Annotated in this window: 11 protein-coding genes; 6 read left to right on the forward strand and 5 right to left on the reverse strand. The window is 47.9% G+C overall.

Annotated elements, in window-relative coordinates; genetic code table 11:
- Positions 1 to 31: 31 nt before the first annotated feature.
- On the forward strand, positions 32 to 1,705 hold the full coding sequence (locus RQP52_RS16225) for a ribonuclease J (protein ID WP_315952831.1): 1,674 nt from the start codon (positions 32 to 34) through the stop codon (positions 1,703 to 1,705).
- A gap of 289 nt (positions 1,706 to 1,994) precedes the next feature.
- Here the strand turns inward: RQP52_RS16225 and RQP52_RS16230 are convergent, their stop codons facing one another.
- The 3 genes from RQP52_RS16230 to RQP52_RS16240 form a co-directional block, all read right to left on the reverse strand.
- Positions 1,995 to 2,987, reverse strand: a complete 993-nt coding sequence (locus tag RQP52_RS16230) for a zinc-binding dehydrogenase (RefSeq protein ID WP_315952833.1) — start codon at positions 2,985 to 2,987, stop codon at positions 1,995 to 1,997.
- A gap of 158 nt (positions 2,988 to 3,145) precedes the next feature.
- Positions 3,146 to 3,976, reverse strand: coding sequence for a Ppx/GppA phosphatase family protein (locus RQP52_RS16235; protein ID WP_315952835.1), 831 nt, complete (start codon positions 3,974 to 3,976; stop codon positions 3,146 to 3,148).
- 304 nt (positions 3,977 to 4,280) lie between these two features.
- Positions 4,281 to 4,970, reverse strand: coding sequence for a response regulator transcription factor (locus RQP52_RS16240; protein WP_315953116.1), 690 nt, complete (start codon positions 4,968 to 4,970; stop codon positions 4,281 to 4,283).
- Between the two features lie 286 nt (positions 4,971 to 5,256).
- On the opposite strand from RQP52_RS16240, the gene RQP52_RS16245 reads away from it, so the two are divergent.
- Together RQP52_RS16245 and RQP52_RS16250 are read left to right on the forward strand one after the other, a co-directional pair.
- Complete coding sequence (locus RQP52_RS16245; RefSeq protein ID WP_315952836.1) at positions 5,257 to 6,555, forward strand: EAL domain-containing protein; 1,299 nt, start codon at positions 5,257 to 5,259, stop codon at positions 6,553 to 6,555.
- A complete protein-coding gene (locus RQP52_RS16250; RefSeq protein WP_315952838.1) occupies positions 6,521 to 9,805 on the forward strand; it encodes a response regulator in 3,285 nt (1,094 codons plus the stop codon). Before RQP52_RS16245 ends, RQP52_RS16250 begins: the two co-directional genes overlap by 35 nt.
- Before the next feature lie 55 nt (positions 9,806 to 9,860).
- Here the strand turns inward: RQP52_RS16250 and RQP52_RS16255 are convergent, their stop codons facing one another.
- Both RQP52_RS16255 and RQP52_RS16260 read right to left on the reverse strand, forming a co-directional pair.
- Complete coding sequence (locus RQP52_RS16255) at positions 9,861 to 10,193, reverse strand: DUF5658 family protein (protein WP_315952840.1); 333 nt, start codon at positions 10,191 to 10,193, stop codon at positions 9,861 to 9,863.
- Positions 10,194 to 10,684: 491 nt separating this feature from the next.
- Positions 10,685 to 12,241 carry an ABC-F family ATP-binding cassette domain-containing protein gene (locus RQP52_RS16260; protein WP_315952842.1) on the reverse strand — a complete coding sequence of 519 codons (1,557 nt, stop codon included), beginning with the start codon at positions 12,239 to 12,241 and terminating at the stop codon, positions 10,685 to 10,687.
- Positions 12,242 to 12,403: 162 nt separating this feature from the next.
- Here RQP52_RS16260 and RQP52_RS16265 point away from each other — a divergent pair, with 162 nt between their 5' ends.
- From RQP52_RS16265 to RQP52_RS16275, 3 genes are read left to right on the forward strand one after another with little or no spacing between them, the layout of a single operon-like run.
- Positions 12,404 to 13,924: a spore germination protein gene (locus RQP52_RS16265; protein ID WP_315952843.1), complete on the forward strand. Its 1,521-nt coding sequence runs from the start codon at positions 12,404 to 12,406 to the stop codon at positions 13,922 to 13,924.
- Positions 13,925 to 13,952: 28 nt separating this feature from the next.
- Positions 13,953 to 15,161, forward strand: a complete 1,209-nt coding sequence (locus RQP52_RS16270; protein WP_315952845.1) for a Ger(x)C family spore germination protein — start codon at positions 13,953 to 13,955, stop codon at positions 15,159 to 15,161.
- 7 nt (positions 15,162 to 15,168) lie between these two features.
- Positions 15,169 to 15,402: a hypothetical protein gene (locus RQP52_RS16275; RefSeq protein WP_315952846.1), complete on the forward strand. Its 234-nt coding sequence runs from the start codon at positions 15,169 to 15,171 to the stop codon at positions 15,400 to 15,402.
- Positions 15,403 to 15,416: the final 14 nt, after the last annotated feature.

Raw genomic sequence — 15,416 nt, forward strand, 5'->3', positions numbered from 1 at the left:
GCAAATGAAAGCGACACAGGGGGTAAGTAAGGTGACCAAGCTTGATCAGCAATTATCGGTCTTCTCCTTAGGCGGTATTAATGAAATCGGTAAAAATATGTACGTCGTCCAATATGCCAATGACATTATCGTGATCGACTGCGGCTCTAAATTCCCGGATGAAACTTTACTGGGCGTTGATCTCATTGTTCCTGATATTACTTATTTGCTTGAAAATAGCGATAAAGTCCGTGCTCTGGTTATTACGCATGGGCATGAGGATCACATAGGGGGCATTCCCTACATCCGCAAACAAATCAATGTGCCGATCTATGCAACACGCTTAACGATTGGGCTCATTGAAGTGAAGCTGAGAGAGGCCGGCTTGCTAGCAGGTACCAAGCTGATTGAAATCACCTCCGATTCCACGGTTGACCTTGGCAGCATCACGTCCACTTTCTTCAAAACCAATCACAGCATCCCCGATTGTCTTGGGGTTGTTTTTCATACGCCCGAGGGAGCGGTTGTCCATACGGGAGATTTCAAATTTGACCTTACACCGGTCAATAATCAATATCCGGATATTCATAAAATGGCGGACATTGGCTCGAAAGGGGTCATGCTGCTTTTATCCGAGAGTACGAATGCGGAGCGTCCGGGTTATACGCCCTCGGAAAGCCATGTCGGGAAGCATATCGAGGAGGCTTTCCATAAAGCGAAGCAAAAAGTGTTCATCGCCACCTTTGCTTCCAATGTCCACAGGCTCCAGCAAGTGATCGATGCCGCGCAAGCGACGAACCGCCATTTAGCCTTGCTGGGCCGGAGTATGGTCAACGTCGTGAAAATTGCTTCCGAGATGGGCTATTTGAGGGTTCCTGACGGGATGCTGGTGGAGGCGGGAGAGATCGGCAGCCTGGCTTCCGAGCGGATTGCCATTCTCTGCACGGGCAGTCAGGGAGAGCCGATGGCCGCGTTATCCCGGCTGTCTCGCTCGAACTACAGGAATGTAGAAATCCATCGGGGGGACACCGTCATCCTGTCCTCATCGCCGATTCCTGGAAATGAGCGCAATGTTTCCAAGACGGTAGACAATTTGTTTAGCCTTGGCGCGGAGGTCATCTACGGCTCAAGCTCAGTGACGGGCATGCATGTTTCCGGCCATGGCAGCCAGGAAGAGCTCAAGTTAATGCTGACGCTCATGAAACCTAAGTATTTTATTCCGATTCACGGCGAATATCGAATGCTTCATCAGCACCGCATTTTGGCGGAGTCAGTTGGTGTCGAGCCTGCTAACATTTTCATCTTGAACAATGGGGATGTTGTAGATATCAAGGATGAAGTGGCGACGCAAAGCCGCAAGGTCACGGCGGGCAACACCTTGGTCGATGGTTTGGGCGATGTGGGGAATATTGTTTTACGTGACCGGAAACAGCTTTCAGAGGATGGGATCCTTATCGTGGTTCTTCTTCTCAGCAAAACGGATGGCAAAATTTTATCCGGACCCGATATTATTTCGCGAGGGTTCGTCTATGTGCGCGAGTCTGAGGATCTCATAGATCGAGCGAGCATTCTGGCCGCAGATACAGTGAACAGACTGCAAACAGGGCAGGAGCCGTTGAACCAATGGAATGTGCTGAAAATTAATGTGAAAGAAGTGCTCGGACGTTTCTTTTATGAGAAAACCGGCCGTAGACCTGTGATTCTCACGATCATTACGGAGTTCTAGCCGGAGGGGCGTAACTGGTGGCGGCCGCTAACCCCCTGCCGCGAATGGGAACAAAAGGGCGCTATTTCTACGAAATGCGCCCTTTTTGTTCGTGGAGAAATAACACCCTGTAGTTCCCCTACAGGCCACCACCTCCCGCTATTCGCAGAAATAGCGGATTGTAGTTCCTCTAATTTGGCTTGGCAGCCAAATTAGCTCATAGGCTACGCGAATAGCCGTGCGGCACCTCACTCAACGAAAAAGACTGTCCATCAAGTAGATCACTCTACTCTAAGGACAGTCTTTCTTTCTATACAGGCCGCAGCAGCACTTTGCCTGAGGTCATGTTAGCCGCATACTGTTGAATGGCATCTACCGTCTGGCAGAGCGAGAACGTCTGGCTAATCTCGGTCTGGATCTGCGATCCGACCGACTTCTTCATAGAGCCCTGCAGGGAGAGCAGCTCAAAGATCGATTGGGTCTTCACCCAGTCAGACGCCCAGAAGCCTGTGATCCGCTTGCGGCGGAATACCAGATCATCTGCGTTGATTGTTGTTGTGCTTCCTCCCAGGAGGCCGTATTGAAACAACGTGGATCCGTCCGGCAGCGCCGAGAGCACGGTGCCTGTCAGGTCTCCGCCTATGGCATCGAAGCATACGGCAGCTCCAAGGTCATGAGACTTCCGTTTGAGTTCGTCTTCGAAGGTTGGGGAGCTGCTGTTCACGATATGCTGTCCGCCTATCTCTCTAAGGAGCTGCGCATGCTCATCTTTGCGGACAACACTGATGACGGCAAGGCCGTTCTCTCTGCCGAGCTTCACTAGGATTCTGCCGAGTGCGCTGGCTCCGGCCGTTTGCACGATAGCTTTGGACTTGTGCTGCTTGGCAATCTTCACCATAGCCATGGCGCTTGCCGGATTGACGAAGAAGACAGCGCCCTGCTCGTCCGATACGTGGTCGGGTAGAACCATGCAGGTCATGGCGCTTGCCTTTGTATACTCCGACCAGGAGCCGTAGACTTCGGATACGAAGGCTACGCGTTTTCCTTTCAGCATGCGGGCTACGAGGCTATTGCCCGTTGCGATGACCGTGCCGCACCCTTCCATTCCGCCAACCGACGGCAATGCGCGTTTAATGCCATAATTGCCGGAAAGAAATAATAAGTCAGCGGGGTTAATAGATGCCGCATGCACCTTGATGAGTACTTCGTTACTGTCTATTTGGGGAATTAACGTTTCGCCGAATTCAATGCCTGAAACCCCGCTGTATGTCTTAATCAGCGCTGCTTTCATCGTTTGTGCCATATGGAAGTACCCGCCTATCAGTAGATGTAATTATAACTAATGAATGTACACTGTATTATATAATACGCAGTGAACGGGTAGGTTTTAATAACATTAAATTTACACAAAGATTTGGTCAAAAAGGGGCCTCAGTCACCTTTGTCTAATGTGCAGCGCGATTATAATTGATTCATGAAGCCATGGGCGATATTCAGGTCGGAGGGCATGAATTTGCTGGCGCCGGATTTAATGAGCCCGGCAAGGACGACACAATTCGAGGCGATGGCGCCGCGCATCCATTTCGGATCGAAAGGGGAGTTGTTTTCTAAAGCTGAAAGCTCGAGAAGAGCCAGATGTCTGGTAAGTTGAGTAAAGTCGCTCCTTGAGCAGTAGAGATCCTGTTCAAGCTCGATCTGGAAATGGCGCAGATACGTTTTCTCGCCGCCGGTGTATGCGAACGGCCCCAGTGATGCGGGTAAGCGAGAGGAGAGCCATTTGATGCAGGTCGTTATCTGCCTTTGATGGGGCGCCCCAAGCAACTGGAATTCTTGATTAAGATCCGAAATGCCGAAAGGAATGAGATAGGGCGCTTCGCACTCCTTGGTAATAATCTGGATGCTGCCGCCTCCGACATTGATGACGTCAAGATGGCTGGGGATATCTGATTCGCTTATCGCTTTGCGCAACAGTTCCGCTTCTTCTTTCTGACTGATCGTCCGATAGGCAATGCGCAGATTTCTGCAGATCTCCTCCATATGCTCAGAGAGGTGCGGCGACCTTCGCATGGCTTCCGTCCCGAAGGCCTCAATGTTTCCGGGGGAGGCACCTTCTAAGAAGGGGCCTTGTGTGGACAACAAGGACTTAAGCTTATCTTCAATGGATGGAAGGCAGACCTCGCTCTCCAAAAGCTCCCAAGTGAGGACATCCACTTGTTCGATACCAATATCTGATTTCTTGAAAACTTTCGCGCTATGACTGCCCAAATCCAAAATTAATTTATCACTATTCATAAGAGTTCACCTGTTACTCCCTTTAGTAATGGTTATCGCACTGTGAATCCCTGTTTAGTTAGTTGCCATTCGGTGTATATCTGACTATTCCTAGCAAATAAAGGCCTCAGAAGTCCAATAATAAATGATTAATGTTTTCTATGTCAACCAATTTATGTTAAAAATATGGAAAAAGTTTCATTGCAATCATATTTCAACAGATTGCATGGTTATCCGACAAATTGGGCTCTCCGGGAATATGGAGAAAATCAAATAAGAGGCTATCTCCCGGGTCATTTACGGACCTTGGAGACAGCCTCTTCCCTTATAAAACAAATTTGTAGCCAACCCCCCAGACTGTTTTTATGTATTTGGGTTCTTTGGGGTTGACTTCAATTTTCCTGCGTAAATTTGTAATATGTACGTCGATAGCACGATCGTTGACATAGGAATCGAAGCCACGCAAAGCGTTAATCAGATCCTCCCGGCGATACACGCGTTCGGGGTGCTCATACAGCAGCCGAATGAGTTCGAATTCGGAGAATGTCATGTCGATGGGTTCGCCTCGCACATAAAGCGTTCTTTTTTCCAAGTTAATGTCCATATCAACAGACGGTACGGGAACAACTTGCTGGACAGGCTGCTCTTCGGGTGGATGAGCCTGTTTGAACCGACGCAGAAGGGCTTGTATACGGGCCTTCATCTCATGCATGCTGAAGGGCTTGCATAAGTAATCATCAGCTCCTACTGTAAACGCTTCAACTTTCTCGCTGACTTTGGAATTGGAAGAGATGATGATGATGGGAACGGGCGTTAAGCTTCGCAAGGAGTTGCATAAGTCCGTGCCTTCAAAGTCAGGAAGCATGAGGTCCAAAAGAATAAGATCTGGTTCGAATTCGCGAAGAGCGGCAAGGCCTTCCTGACCATTATGGGCTCTTAGCACTAAGAAGTTCTCTTCTGTCAGATACATACAGACCATTTCACCTATAATATCGTCGTCCTCAATTAAAAGCACTCTGTCCAAGCATAAACTCCCCCAAACTAAGTTTATTTTCTAATTTCTTTCCTGAATGAACAGAGGGATCAAAAGTCCTAACAATTTACTTGCTCAACCTATTATAAGGTGTCGAAAATTAAGTGTAAATCGCTCTTATACACTTTTTATCGGGAAATTGTTAGTAAATTGTTAGCGAAAAGGGGCGAGAAAACATACCATTTAGGTAAGTTACCTAATAAGTGGAAAGTACAATAGGAGATAATACGGTTTATTGTGGAAATTGCTTGTAGGAGGTGTAAATGAAGTGGGTCTTTTAAATAGGTATGGAGTCCTGATTGTAAGTGATTCTAATGATTTGAGAGAGAGGTTGCTGCCCATCTTTCAGCAAGATGAACAGTTCATCTTGACAGGTACGGCAAAACACGGAAATGCCGCATTGGATTGTATGCTTGCTGGAAGACCTGATTTGGTGGTCATTGATTTAGCGATGGCGAACATGGCAGGCATTCATGCGCTTCAACTCATTATGAATCATCGTCCAATTCCTATTGTAGTGCTTAGTACACATACATCCGAAGGTGCCATGCAGACCATTCAGGCTATGCGGATAGGCGCTGCGGATTATTTTCATATAGAAATGCTTACTGGGTCAATGTCCCATGAAACGATGATCATTTATTTCCTGGAACGCTGTAAAATGGCTATACGAAACGGCATTCAAAGCGTGCATGAGTCTCCGGTCAAATCCTTAGGAATCTTGGAAGCTGCGCTCTCCGGCTCGCTGCAGGCGAAGCACGACCAGTTTCAAAGACGAATGGATATCGAATTTCATTTGCGTAAAGCGATTGAGAATGAGGAATTTCATCTCGTATATCAACCCGTTGTTGATGTATACACGAACCGGATCGTCGGTTTAGAGAGCTTAATTCGCTGGCACAGTGCGTCTTTGGGGCAAGTGCCGCCTTGCGATTTCATCCCAGTAGCGGAAGAAAGCGGCCTGATTCATGAGATCGGAGAATGGGTGCTGAGAGAGGCTTGCACACAGAGCGTGAAATGGCAGCAAGCAGGTCTTCCCCGTTTGTTCATGGCCGTCAACCTATCCAGACGACAGTTCAATGATGGCGGACTCAGCGCGATGATTCAGAAGATTTTGGAGGAGACAGGCTTACAACCGAAGTACTTGGAACTCGAGATTACGGAGAGCATGAGCATGGATGTCAATCTGGCGGCAGATGCACTTAGTCAGCTGAAAAGGCTGGGTGTGCGCGTAGCGATGGATGATTTTGGCACCGGATATAGTTCGCTTGGCTATTTAAAGGATTTCCCGATCGATAAGTTGAAGATAGATCAGTCGTTTATTAAGGGATTGAAACATCGGGAAGTGAATGCGGCTATCGTGAATACCGTCATTACAATGGCCAAAAACTTAAACTTGCTCGTAGTGGCCGAAGGACTGGAGACCGAAGAGGAGCTTCAAGTGCTGAGGGACTGCGGCTGTCGTTTCGTGCAGGGCTACTATTTCAGCAAGCCGGTTCTAGCGGAAAGCATTGAGCACATGCTGAACACCGATGCGCGAAACAAACCAAATAGGATTGTTATTTAACTATAGGCTGGTGATTGTTCTGCTGCGCGATTTGATTACCAATTTTGCGATTATTACCGTGTTTGTCTTATTCGTCGAACAGTTTTTCATTATAACGAAATTGGATCAGAAGCCGACGTGGTACTACAAAGTTTATGTGGGTCTTACCCATGGCATCCTTGTTGTGATTCTGGTTAGTTTTGGTATTACATTCGATGCTCAAATAGGCCTTAATTTTCGTGGCGTAGGCTTTCTGCTTGCCGCCTATTTGGGAGGGTACCCCTCTATCCTCATTACCTTCGCTGTCTTAAGTATATGGCGAATCATAATGGACGGTTCTATCCAAATTCCGCTGCTGTTAATTGGATTTGCTGCGATTATAGGGACCGGTTTTGTGTTCTCGAAAGTACGCTCCTACTGGTTCAAATGGTTATTAGGAGGAACATTCTTTTATGTGTTCTACTATGGAATGATCTGGACTGTGTACCGTTCATCGCTTCAAGTCATAGGAATATACCTCACCTACCAAATGGTGTGTGTGGTGGTTGTGGCATGTTTTCTTGGGTATCTGCTTCGTGCCCGGGAGTACAAGCTGCAGATTCGGCAGGTGGAGCAGGAACTCATTGATATGCTGCGCTTACAGCCGGGGTTTACGTTTAAATTCCATAAGCACCGGGGCCATTTTGTCTATATATTGATTGAGGGTCAATTACTTTATCAGCTGGGTTTGCGGCCGAGTCAATTTATTGGGAAAAAGGCTCATGAAATCAGCATATTAGGGACTAAGTTTCTGGAGTTTCTGCAGCCCTATTATGAGCAGGCTTGGGAGGGCGAAAGAGTCATCTATGAATATGACTGTCAAGGCTTCACGATCCTCGTTACTTTGCAGCCTATCTTTAAGTTTGGCGCGGTTAGTGAGGTCATCGGGTCAGCGGTGGATGTGTCGGAGCATCGTGCAGTGCAGATGAAAGTTAGGGTTAGAGACGAGCAATTCCGGACTTTAGTGGAAAACTCAGAGGACTTTATTCTCCGATTTCGACTGGATGGAAGCGTTGCCTCTGCTAACTCTAAAATGTATCAAACCTACCAACTTACGCCTGAACAGGTAAAAGGAAAGCAATTGACGGAAGTCATTGACATGGATAATCCTTCGAAATGGGAGCGCTCCTTCACCCAATCGATCATCAACGGCAAGACGCAGCAATTCGCCATTAATTTTCTGCTGCCGGACGGTACTGAGCATACCTATAATGTCACGTTATCCCCCCTTTTCAATGAAACAAGGACGGAAATTATTGCGGTCACCGGGACCGTTCACGATATTACGGATCTCAAGAAGCGCGAAGAGGCGGATGAATCCAACCGGGCCAAAAGCCAGTTCCTGGCGAGGATGAGTCACGAAATTCGTACGCCGCTTAACGGTATTCTGGGGCTATCCCTTCTGCTGCAGCGAACCGAGTTAACACCGCTGCAGAAAGATTATTTGAGTAAAATGGACGCCTCTTCCAGTGTTCTGCTGGCGACGATTAACGATATTCTGGATTTTTCGAAAATTGAAGCGGGGAAATTAATTTTGGAGAAAGTCGACTTCTCCTTGGAAGAGTCACTCCAAAAGGTCGCCGACCTGGTGAGCGTTTCCCTCGGCAACAAGCGAATCGAGATTTTGCTGGATACGTCGGAGGATTTGCCGGATATCGTCAGCGGGGACTCTTTTCGATTAGAGCAAGTACTTATCAATTTATCGAATAATGCCATTAAATTTACGGAGCAAGGACATATTCGGCTTCAAGTGCAGCTTGAGGAATATGCGGAGGAAGGCATCATTATATCTTTTGCCGTAGAGGACACGGGGATAGGGATCTCTAAGGAGCAGCTGTCACAGTTATTCTTGCCTTTCTCGCAAGCGGATACATCGACTAGCCGGAGATACGGAGGCACAGGGCTTGGGCTTGTGATCTGCCAGCATTTGGTGCAGTCGATGGGAGGCGTGCTCCGGGTTGAGACTACGTTAGGGGCAGGCAGCCGCTTCTACTTCAGTCTGTTGTTCGGACGAAATCAGCAGACGGAGGATGACATGTACTCTGCTTACAGGCAGCATCTTCTGCCACAAGAAAACAAGCATGTGCTCGTTGCCGAGGATCATCCCATTGCTGCTCGGCACGTATCCGAGTTGCTGGGCTCCTTCCACCTGGAGGCAAAGACGGTGCTGTCGGTATCCGACTTATTAGCGGCGTTGGAACAAGGCGAGGGAGGAGCAGGCCAAGCTGCGTTCCGCTATATTTTCTTGGATATGCAAATGGACCCCATGCAGCATCAGGCGATCTGGCAGCGAGTACTGAATGCGGTAGATCGCTCCCAAACTCATGTGATCGCGCTCACGACACTGGAAGGCAGAGAAGAAATGTGCGAGCTGCCTGAAGCGTTGAAGGCGGATGCCGTTCTGGTAAAACCGGTAAGCAGGTTGTCACTGCGCAAGGTTTTGCAGGTTCTGAGCGGGCAGAAGCCATCCCCTAAGAGGTGTGATCGCGATAAGGAGCAGGCTATGGCAGAAGGAGCACTTTTCCAGTCCAAGGGGCACATTTTGGTAGCGGAGGACAATGAAATCAATCAACTGGTCATTACGCAGCTTCTGCAGCAATTGGGCTATGAGGTGGTAATTGCACAAAATGGCTATGAGGTTCTGGAACGGGTGGGTCAGCAAGCCTGGAAGCTTATCCTTATGGATATTCATATGCCGGAGATGGATGGCTATGAGGCAACGCAAAAGCTGAGACAGCTGAAGCCGATGCAGCGGATTCCGATCATTGCGCTTACTGCAAACGGATTCGTGAAAGACACGATGCAAATGCTGAAGCTGGGACTCAATGGCATTTTAGTGAAACCCGTCAATGAGAAGCAGTTGGCCGATATGCTCGATAAGTGGCAGGATTTGCAGTGGTTATTGCGTATTAAGGGGATTGATGCGGAGCGTGTGCTGCGGAATATCGATCAGAAAGTCCATATTTTTCAATACATGATTGAGAAGTTTAAACAAGATTATACTTGTTTCACGGAAAATTTGCTGCCGCCTATCATCCACCAAGAAGATGCTGTTGCTCGCCGCATGGTGCATACGCTGAAAGGAGTGGCCGCAAATTTCTATGCCGAATCCTTGTTGGCGGCTGTCTTGGTGCTCGAGAAAGAGATAGAGCAAGAGATCAACTTGGAGACATGTAAAGAAGAGATTGTGCGCGTGCAGCTGGAGATTGATCAAATTATCGCAACGATTTAGAGCATACAATGAAAAGAACCAGGCAGAAGTGATTGCCGGGTTCTTTTCGCTGCCGCTAGCTGGTTGCAAGGTATGTGAGTCCATAGGATAACCAGACGAAGTGATACACATTGACGACTCCGTAGATGATCACCGTGAGGGATAGGCAGGGCTTGACCCAGGCGCGTTTCCGGATATAAGGGTAAAAGGCCATGAGCAGCAAGGGAAGTATGAGTTTAAGGAAATAATACCCGGCGACATGCCATTCATATACACTTCGTATCAGAGGGTTCAGTTCTTCAATAAAGGACAGATGCAAGCCGATGTCCGTGAATACGGCATCACTCAAGCATAAGAATAACAGCCAAAGGAGTAGCTTGCTCTGGAAGAAATGGCGGATGACAGGCATAGGCTGGACGTCCTCGCTTTCGTCGCATGAATGGATAAGTTCGATAAGTAAGATCATTTTAATGATACACTTTGTATCTAACGAAAGCAACTAAACCCACGACTTTGACTAGGACGGTGCGAGCAAAATCAAGCCGAGAACGTAGACGGAATTCCGTCTGAGGACTGATTATCCAGCGACGGATCTCTTTTACAATGAATGCGGGATATGGTGAACGGTAACGGAGAGAGGGTGAGGATGCTGCGAAATGGGTTGATTAGGCGGGGGCGCCCGTTCTTCCTGCGTTGGACTTATTCGATACATCTTGCACTGATCCTTAGGTTGAGCTGTTTCCTTCGCTGCATACTTATTCACCTGAGTTATATGCAAACGCGGATGTTAAGCGGAGTTTGGCGGGTTCGGAAGCGGCAATGGCAGATTCGGAAGCGAAATGGTAAAAAAGAGGCCCTCCTCAAGTAGAATAATCTACTCGAAGACGGCCTCTTGCTCGATTAGAACACTTTCGTTGTCCAAGACTCGCAATTCCAAGTTTCCGTCACAACATCACGGTAAAATTCCGGTTCGTGGGAAATCAGAAGAATGCTGCCCTTGTAGGCTTGCAGCGCGCGTTTGAGCTCATCCTTGGCATCTACGTCCAAATGGTTGGTCGGCTCATCGAGCACCAGTAAGTTCGTTTCGCGGTTGATCAGCTTGCAGAGACGGACTTTCGCCTTCTCGCCGCCGCTCAGGACGACAACTTTACTCTCAATATGCTTCGTGGTGAGACCGCATTTCGCTAGCGCAGCGCGCACCTCAAATTGCGTGAAAGAGGGGAACTCGTTCCATACTTCCTCGATACAAGTGTTGTTGTTGGAATCTTTGATTTCTTGTTGGAAGTAACCGATTTGCTGGTTATCGCCTTTTTGAACGGAGCCGGATACCGGCTGGATTTCACCCAAAATACTCCGCAGCAAAGTCGTTTTCCCGATACCGTTGGCACCGACCAGCGCAATCTTCTGACCACGTTCCATTCGCAGGTTAAGCGGTCTGGATAGCGGTTGATCGTAGCCGATCACGAGATCTGTCGTTTCAAAAATGAGCTTGCCTGACGTGCGTCCTTCTTTGAAATTAAACTGCGGCTTCGGTTTCTCCTTTGCAATTTCAATAACTTCCATCTTGTCGAGTTTCTTTTGTCTGGACATCGCCATATTCCGCGTCGCCACGCTCGCTTTGTTACGGGCTACGAAATCCTTCAACTCGGAAATTTCTTGTTGTTGGCGTTTGTAAGCTGACTCAAGCTGCTGTTTCTTCATTTCGTGTACTTGTTGGAAGTGATTGTAATCTCCCACATAGCGGTTTAAAGCTTGATTTTCCATGTGGTAGATCAAGTTGATTACGCTGTTCAGGAACGGAATATCGTGAGAGATAAGAATGAAGGCATTCTCATATTCTTGCAAATAACGTTTCAACCATTCGATGTGCTGCTCATCCAAATAGTTGGTAGGCTCATCGAGGAGCAGAATGTCCGGTTTCTCCAGCAAAAGCTTCGCCAGAAGCACCTTCGTCCGTTGACCACCGCTCAAATCGTTCACATCTTTGTCTAAACCAATATCGGTGAGGCCCAGCCCGCGAGCGGTCTCTTCGATTTTGGCATCGATCATGTAAAAGTCTTGATTCGTCAATGTATCCTGAATTGTACCGACATCCTCCAGCATCTGTTCAAGCTCTTCCGGCGTCACATCGCCCATCCGACCGTACATGTCATTCATTTCTTGTTCCATGTCGAACAGATATTGAAAAGCTCCCTTCAGGACATCGCGGATGCTCATGCCTTTGCTCAGAACAGCATGTTGATCAAGGTAGCCAACGCGCATGCGCTTGGACCATTCAACCTTGCCATCATCCGGCTGAAGCTTGCCTGTAATGATGTTCATGAAAGTAGATTTACCTTCCCCGTTAGCACCGATGAGTCCGATATGCTCCCCTTTGAGCAGGCGGAACGAGACGTCGTTGAAGATGGCGCGGTCTCCAAAGCCGTGACTTAATCTTTCTACATTTAATATGCTCATGAAACGACACCTTTTCTTTTAAACTTTTTCTCGTTTTATTATAAGCGTTATGGGATGGAAAACTCAATGAATCAGCGAGCAAAAATGTGACTTGATGGGATACATAATACATCCAAAATAAGGGAACGGTACAAATAGCTAAACCAAAAACAGGGTGATCCTATGTCTACGACTGCCGCTCCATCGCTAACCCCTCATCTGCCTGAAAATATAGCGCAGCTTGTCGAGATTCTGGGGGAAAGCAGCGACATTATAATTAGAGAGCTCGGCATCGGACGATCGGGCGAGCTGCCGATTGCCATTGTTTTCACGGACGGATTGGCCGACCATACTTCGATTCATGAATTATTAGAATCTCTTATGCTGTTCACAGGGGACTTTCGGAACGCGGATGGAAGCTTGATAACAGATCTTCCAGGTGCCCTGGAACGATATATTATTTCGTTAGGCGGCGTGAGGAAAACCGAGCTGATGGAGGATCTTTACGATGCGATCCTATCCGGTGATACCGCTATCATGCTGGATAACTGCCGCCTAGGGCTCATCGTCAGCACAAGAGGATGGGAGTCACGCGGAATTACAGAATCCAATGTGGAAGCTGTCGTTCGGGGGCCTCGCGAAAGCTTCACAGAAACGCTGCGTACCAATACGTCACTCATCCGCCGGAGAATCAAGCATCCTTCGCTTCGAATGGAGAACCTCCGCGTCGGGCGGATATCCAAAACAGATGTTGCCTTCATGTATATCAAAGGGATTGCGGATGACAAAGTTGTGGACGAAGTCAGGAACCGCATTCAGCGGATTGACATCGATGCCATTATGGATACGGGTCAAATTGAAGAACTAATACAGGACGAAACGTTCAGTCCTTTTCCAACGATCTATAACTCTGAACGGCCGGATACGATTGCTGCAGGCATGTTAGAGGGGCGTGTTGCAATTCTGGTGGACGGCTCACCGTTTGTTCTGTTAGTCCCCGTTATTTTCACTCAATTTCTGCAGTCCGCAGAAGATTACTACCAACGATCGGACTTTGGCGTCATACGGATGCTGCGTTATGTGGCGATGCTGATCTCTCTCTTGACACCATCAGTTTATATTGCCGTGACCACCTATCATCAAGAGATGCTTCCAACTACACTGCTGCTCAGTCTGGCAACACAGCGGGAAGGGGTTCCGTTCCCGGCTTTTATTGAAGCGCTGTTGATGGAAACAGCGTTTGAAATTTTGCGTGAAGCCGGAATTCGCATGCCGAGGATGGTCGGCTCCGCCATTTCCATTGTGGGGGCCTTGGTGCTTGGACAAGCCGCCGTTCAAGCGGGTCTGGTATCTGCGGCGATGGTCATCGTTGTTTCGATCACAGCTATAGCAAGCTTCGTCATGCCCGCCTACTCTATCAGTTTTCCGCTTCGCCTGCTGCGGTATCTGTTAATGTTTATTGCGGCTTCCTTTGGCATCTATGGCATCTTCTTAGGTTGTATGTGCATCTTGTTTCATTTGTGCAGCCTTCGCTCATTCGGAGTTCCCTACATGTCCCCCTTTGGTCCCTTTCATGCAGCAGACCAGAAGGATGCGATCTTTCGCTTGCCGCTCTGGGCTATGCACCGCCGGCCATCTTTAATCGGTAAAGAGACTAATCGGACTCGCATTAAAGATAGTAAGCCTAGGAAGCCAATCGATTAGTTCGAAATAAGAAGGGAGGGTTTTCCTGATGTGCAAGAAGATAAGGGTTACTCTCCTGATCATCCTTCTATTAAGCATAACGACGGGGTGTTGGAACCGACAGGAATTAAATCAGCTCTCCTTTGTGATGGCACTTGGCATAGATAAACATGATAACCAAATTGAATTAAGCGCCCAAGTGGCGAATGTCGGCGAAATCGGGATGGACTCATCTTCGGAGCGCGGGACATCCGTTACGAATTTCCATGTCGTATCTCCCACTTTATACGAAGCTCTTCGCAAGATGACGAGCCATGCCCCCAGGGAGCTATACCTTTCCCATTTGCGAATGCTAGTGATTGGTGAGGAGCTGGCAAGGGAAGGGGTGAGGGACGTGTTAGATTTCTTTATGCGTAATGAGCAAATGCGTCCTGATTATTTCGTTGCGATTGCCAAGGACGTACAGGCTAAAGAGATATTAAGCACATTGACTCCAACGGAGAAAATTCCGGCGAATAAGCTGTATTCCTCCTTAAAAACCTCCCAGAACCTTTGGGCGCCTACGATTGCCGTGCATGTAGATGAATTTGTGGCCAATCTGGTTGCTCTAGGTAAAGAACCTGTCTTGACAGGGCTTAAATCCAATGGGGAATTAGCCGTCCTCAACAAAAATAATAAGCTGAAGATGACGGATGCTCCTGTCGGATTGGTCTTTACCCAGTTGGGTGTTTTTCGCGGGGACCGATTAGTTGGTTGGCTGAATGAGCAAGAGAGCAAAGGCTATAATTACATAAGCGGAAATGTGAAAAGCACCGTTGGAAATGTGCTGTTGCCTGATGGCGGAGAAGCGGCTATCCATATTTTAAGAACAAAATCCAAAGTAACGGCAAGCATGAAAGAAGGCAAACCGGTATTTACCGTCAAATTACAGCTGGAAGGGGATATCGGTGAGGTCGAGGGAAGCATTGATTTAACAAAATCAGAGTCGATTTATCTGTTGGAACAGGTCATGGAGAAAAAGTTGAAGGAAAGCTTGCAGGTCGCGGTTTCCAAAGCGCAAAAGCTTGAAGCGGACATTTTCGGCTTCGGTGAAATTCTGCACAGATCAGACCCTGGTTCTTGGAAACAGATGAAATCGGACTGGCCGAGTTATTTTGTAAAATCAGAGGTGATCGTACAAGTGGATGCCAAACTGCGTCGAACAGGGAAAGTAAGCAGCTCTTTCATTGAAGAATTAAAGAAAAAGACAAAGGAGTAGTTGACCCATGGCACTTCTTCCTTTCATCTTCCTTGCGGTTGCTGCCATCGTGCTCATTGAGGTCCCTAGAATGAGGCGAAAGCATCTGAAGAAGGAGCTGTGGTCGTTTTCTGTGCTGCTTGCGCTTGGCACGTCGCTTTGCGCAGCGAAAGCTTTGGGCGCGCATCTGCGAAGCCCATTAGCGTACATTACGTATGTGTTTAAGCCTATGGGCGAACTTCTGCAGAAGATGATGAGTTGATGCAAGAGCTGGAG

It is taken from the genome of Paenibacillus violae (assembly GCF_032461945.1).
Lineage (GTDB): Bacteria > Bacillota > Bacilli > Paenibacillales > NBRC-103111 > Paenibacillus_E > Paenibacillus_E violae.

Coding starts and splice junctions, on each gene's coding strand:
- RQP52_RS16230 (WP_315952833.1), bottom strand. CDS start 2,987: ATGGCACAAACGATGAAAGCAGCGCTGATTAAGACATACAGCGGGGTT.
- RQP52_RS16235 (WP_315952835.1), bottom strand. CDS start 3,976: ATGAATAGTGATAAATTAATTTTGGATTTGGGCAGTCATAGCGCGAAA.
- RQP52_RS16250 (WP_315952838.1), top strand. CDS start 6,521: ATGCGCGAAACAAACCAAATAGGATTGTTATTTAACTATAGGCTGGTG.
- RQP52_RS16255 (WP_315952840.1), bottom strand. CDS start 10,193: ATGCCTGTCATCCGCCATTTCTTCCAGAGCAAGCTACTCCTTTGGCTG.
- RQP52_RS16260 (WP_315952842.1), bottom strand. CDS start 12,241: ATGAGCATATTAAATGTAGAAAGATTAAGTCACGGCTTTGGAGACCGC.
- RQP52_RS16265 (WP_315952843.1), top strand. CDS start 12,404: ATGTCTACGACTGCCGCTCCATCGCTAACCCCTCATCTGCCTGAAAAT.
- RQP52_RS16270 (WP_315952845.1), top strand. CDS start 13,953: ATGTGCAAGAAGATAAGGGTTACTCTCCTGATCATCCTTCTATTAAGC.
- RQP52_RS16275 (WP_315952846.1), top strand. CDS start 15,169: ATGGCACTTCTTCCTTTCATCTTCCTTGCGGTTGCTGCCATCGTGCTC.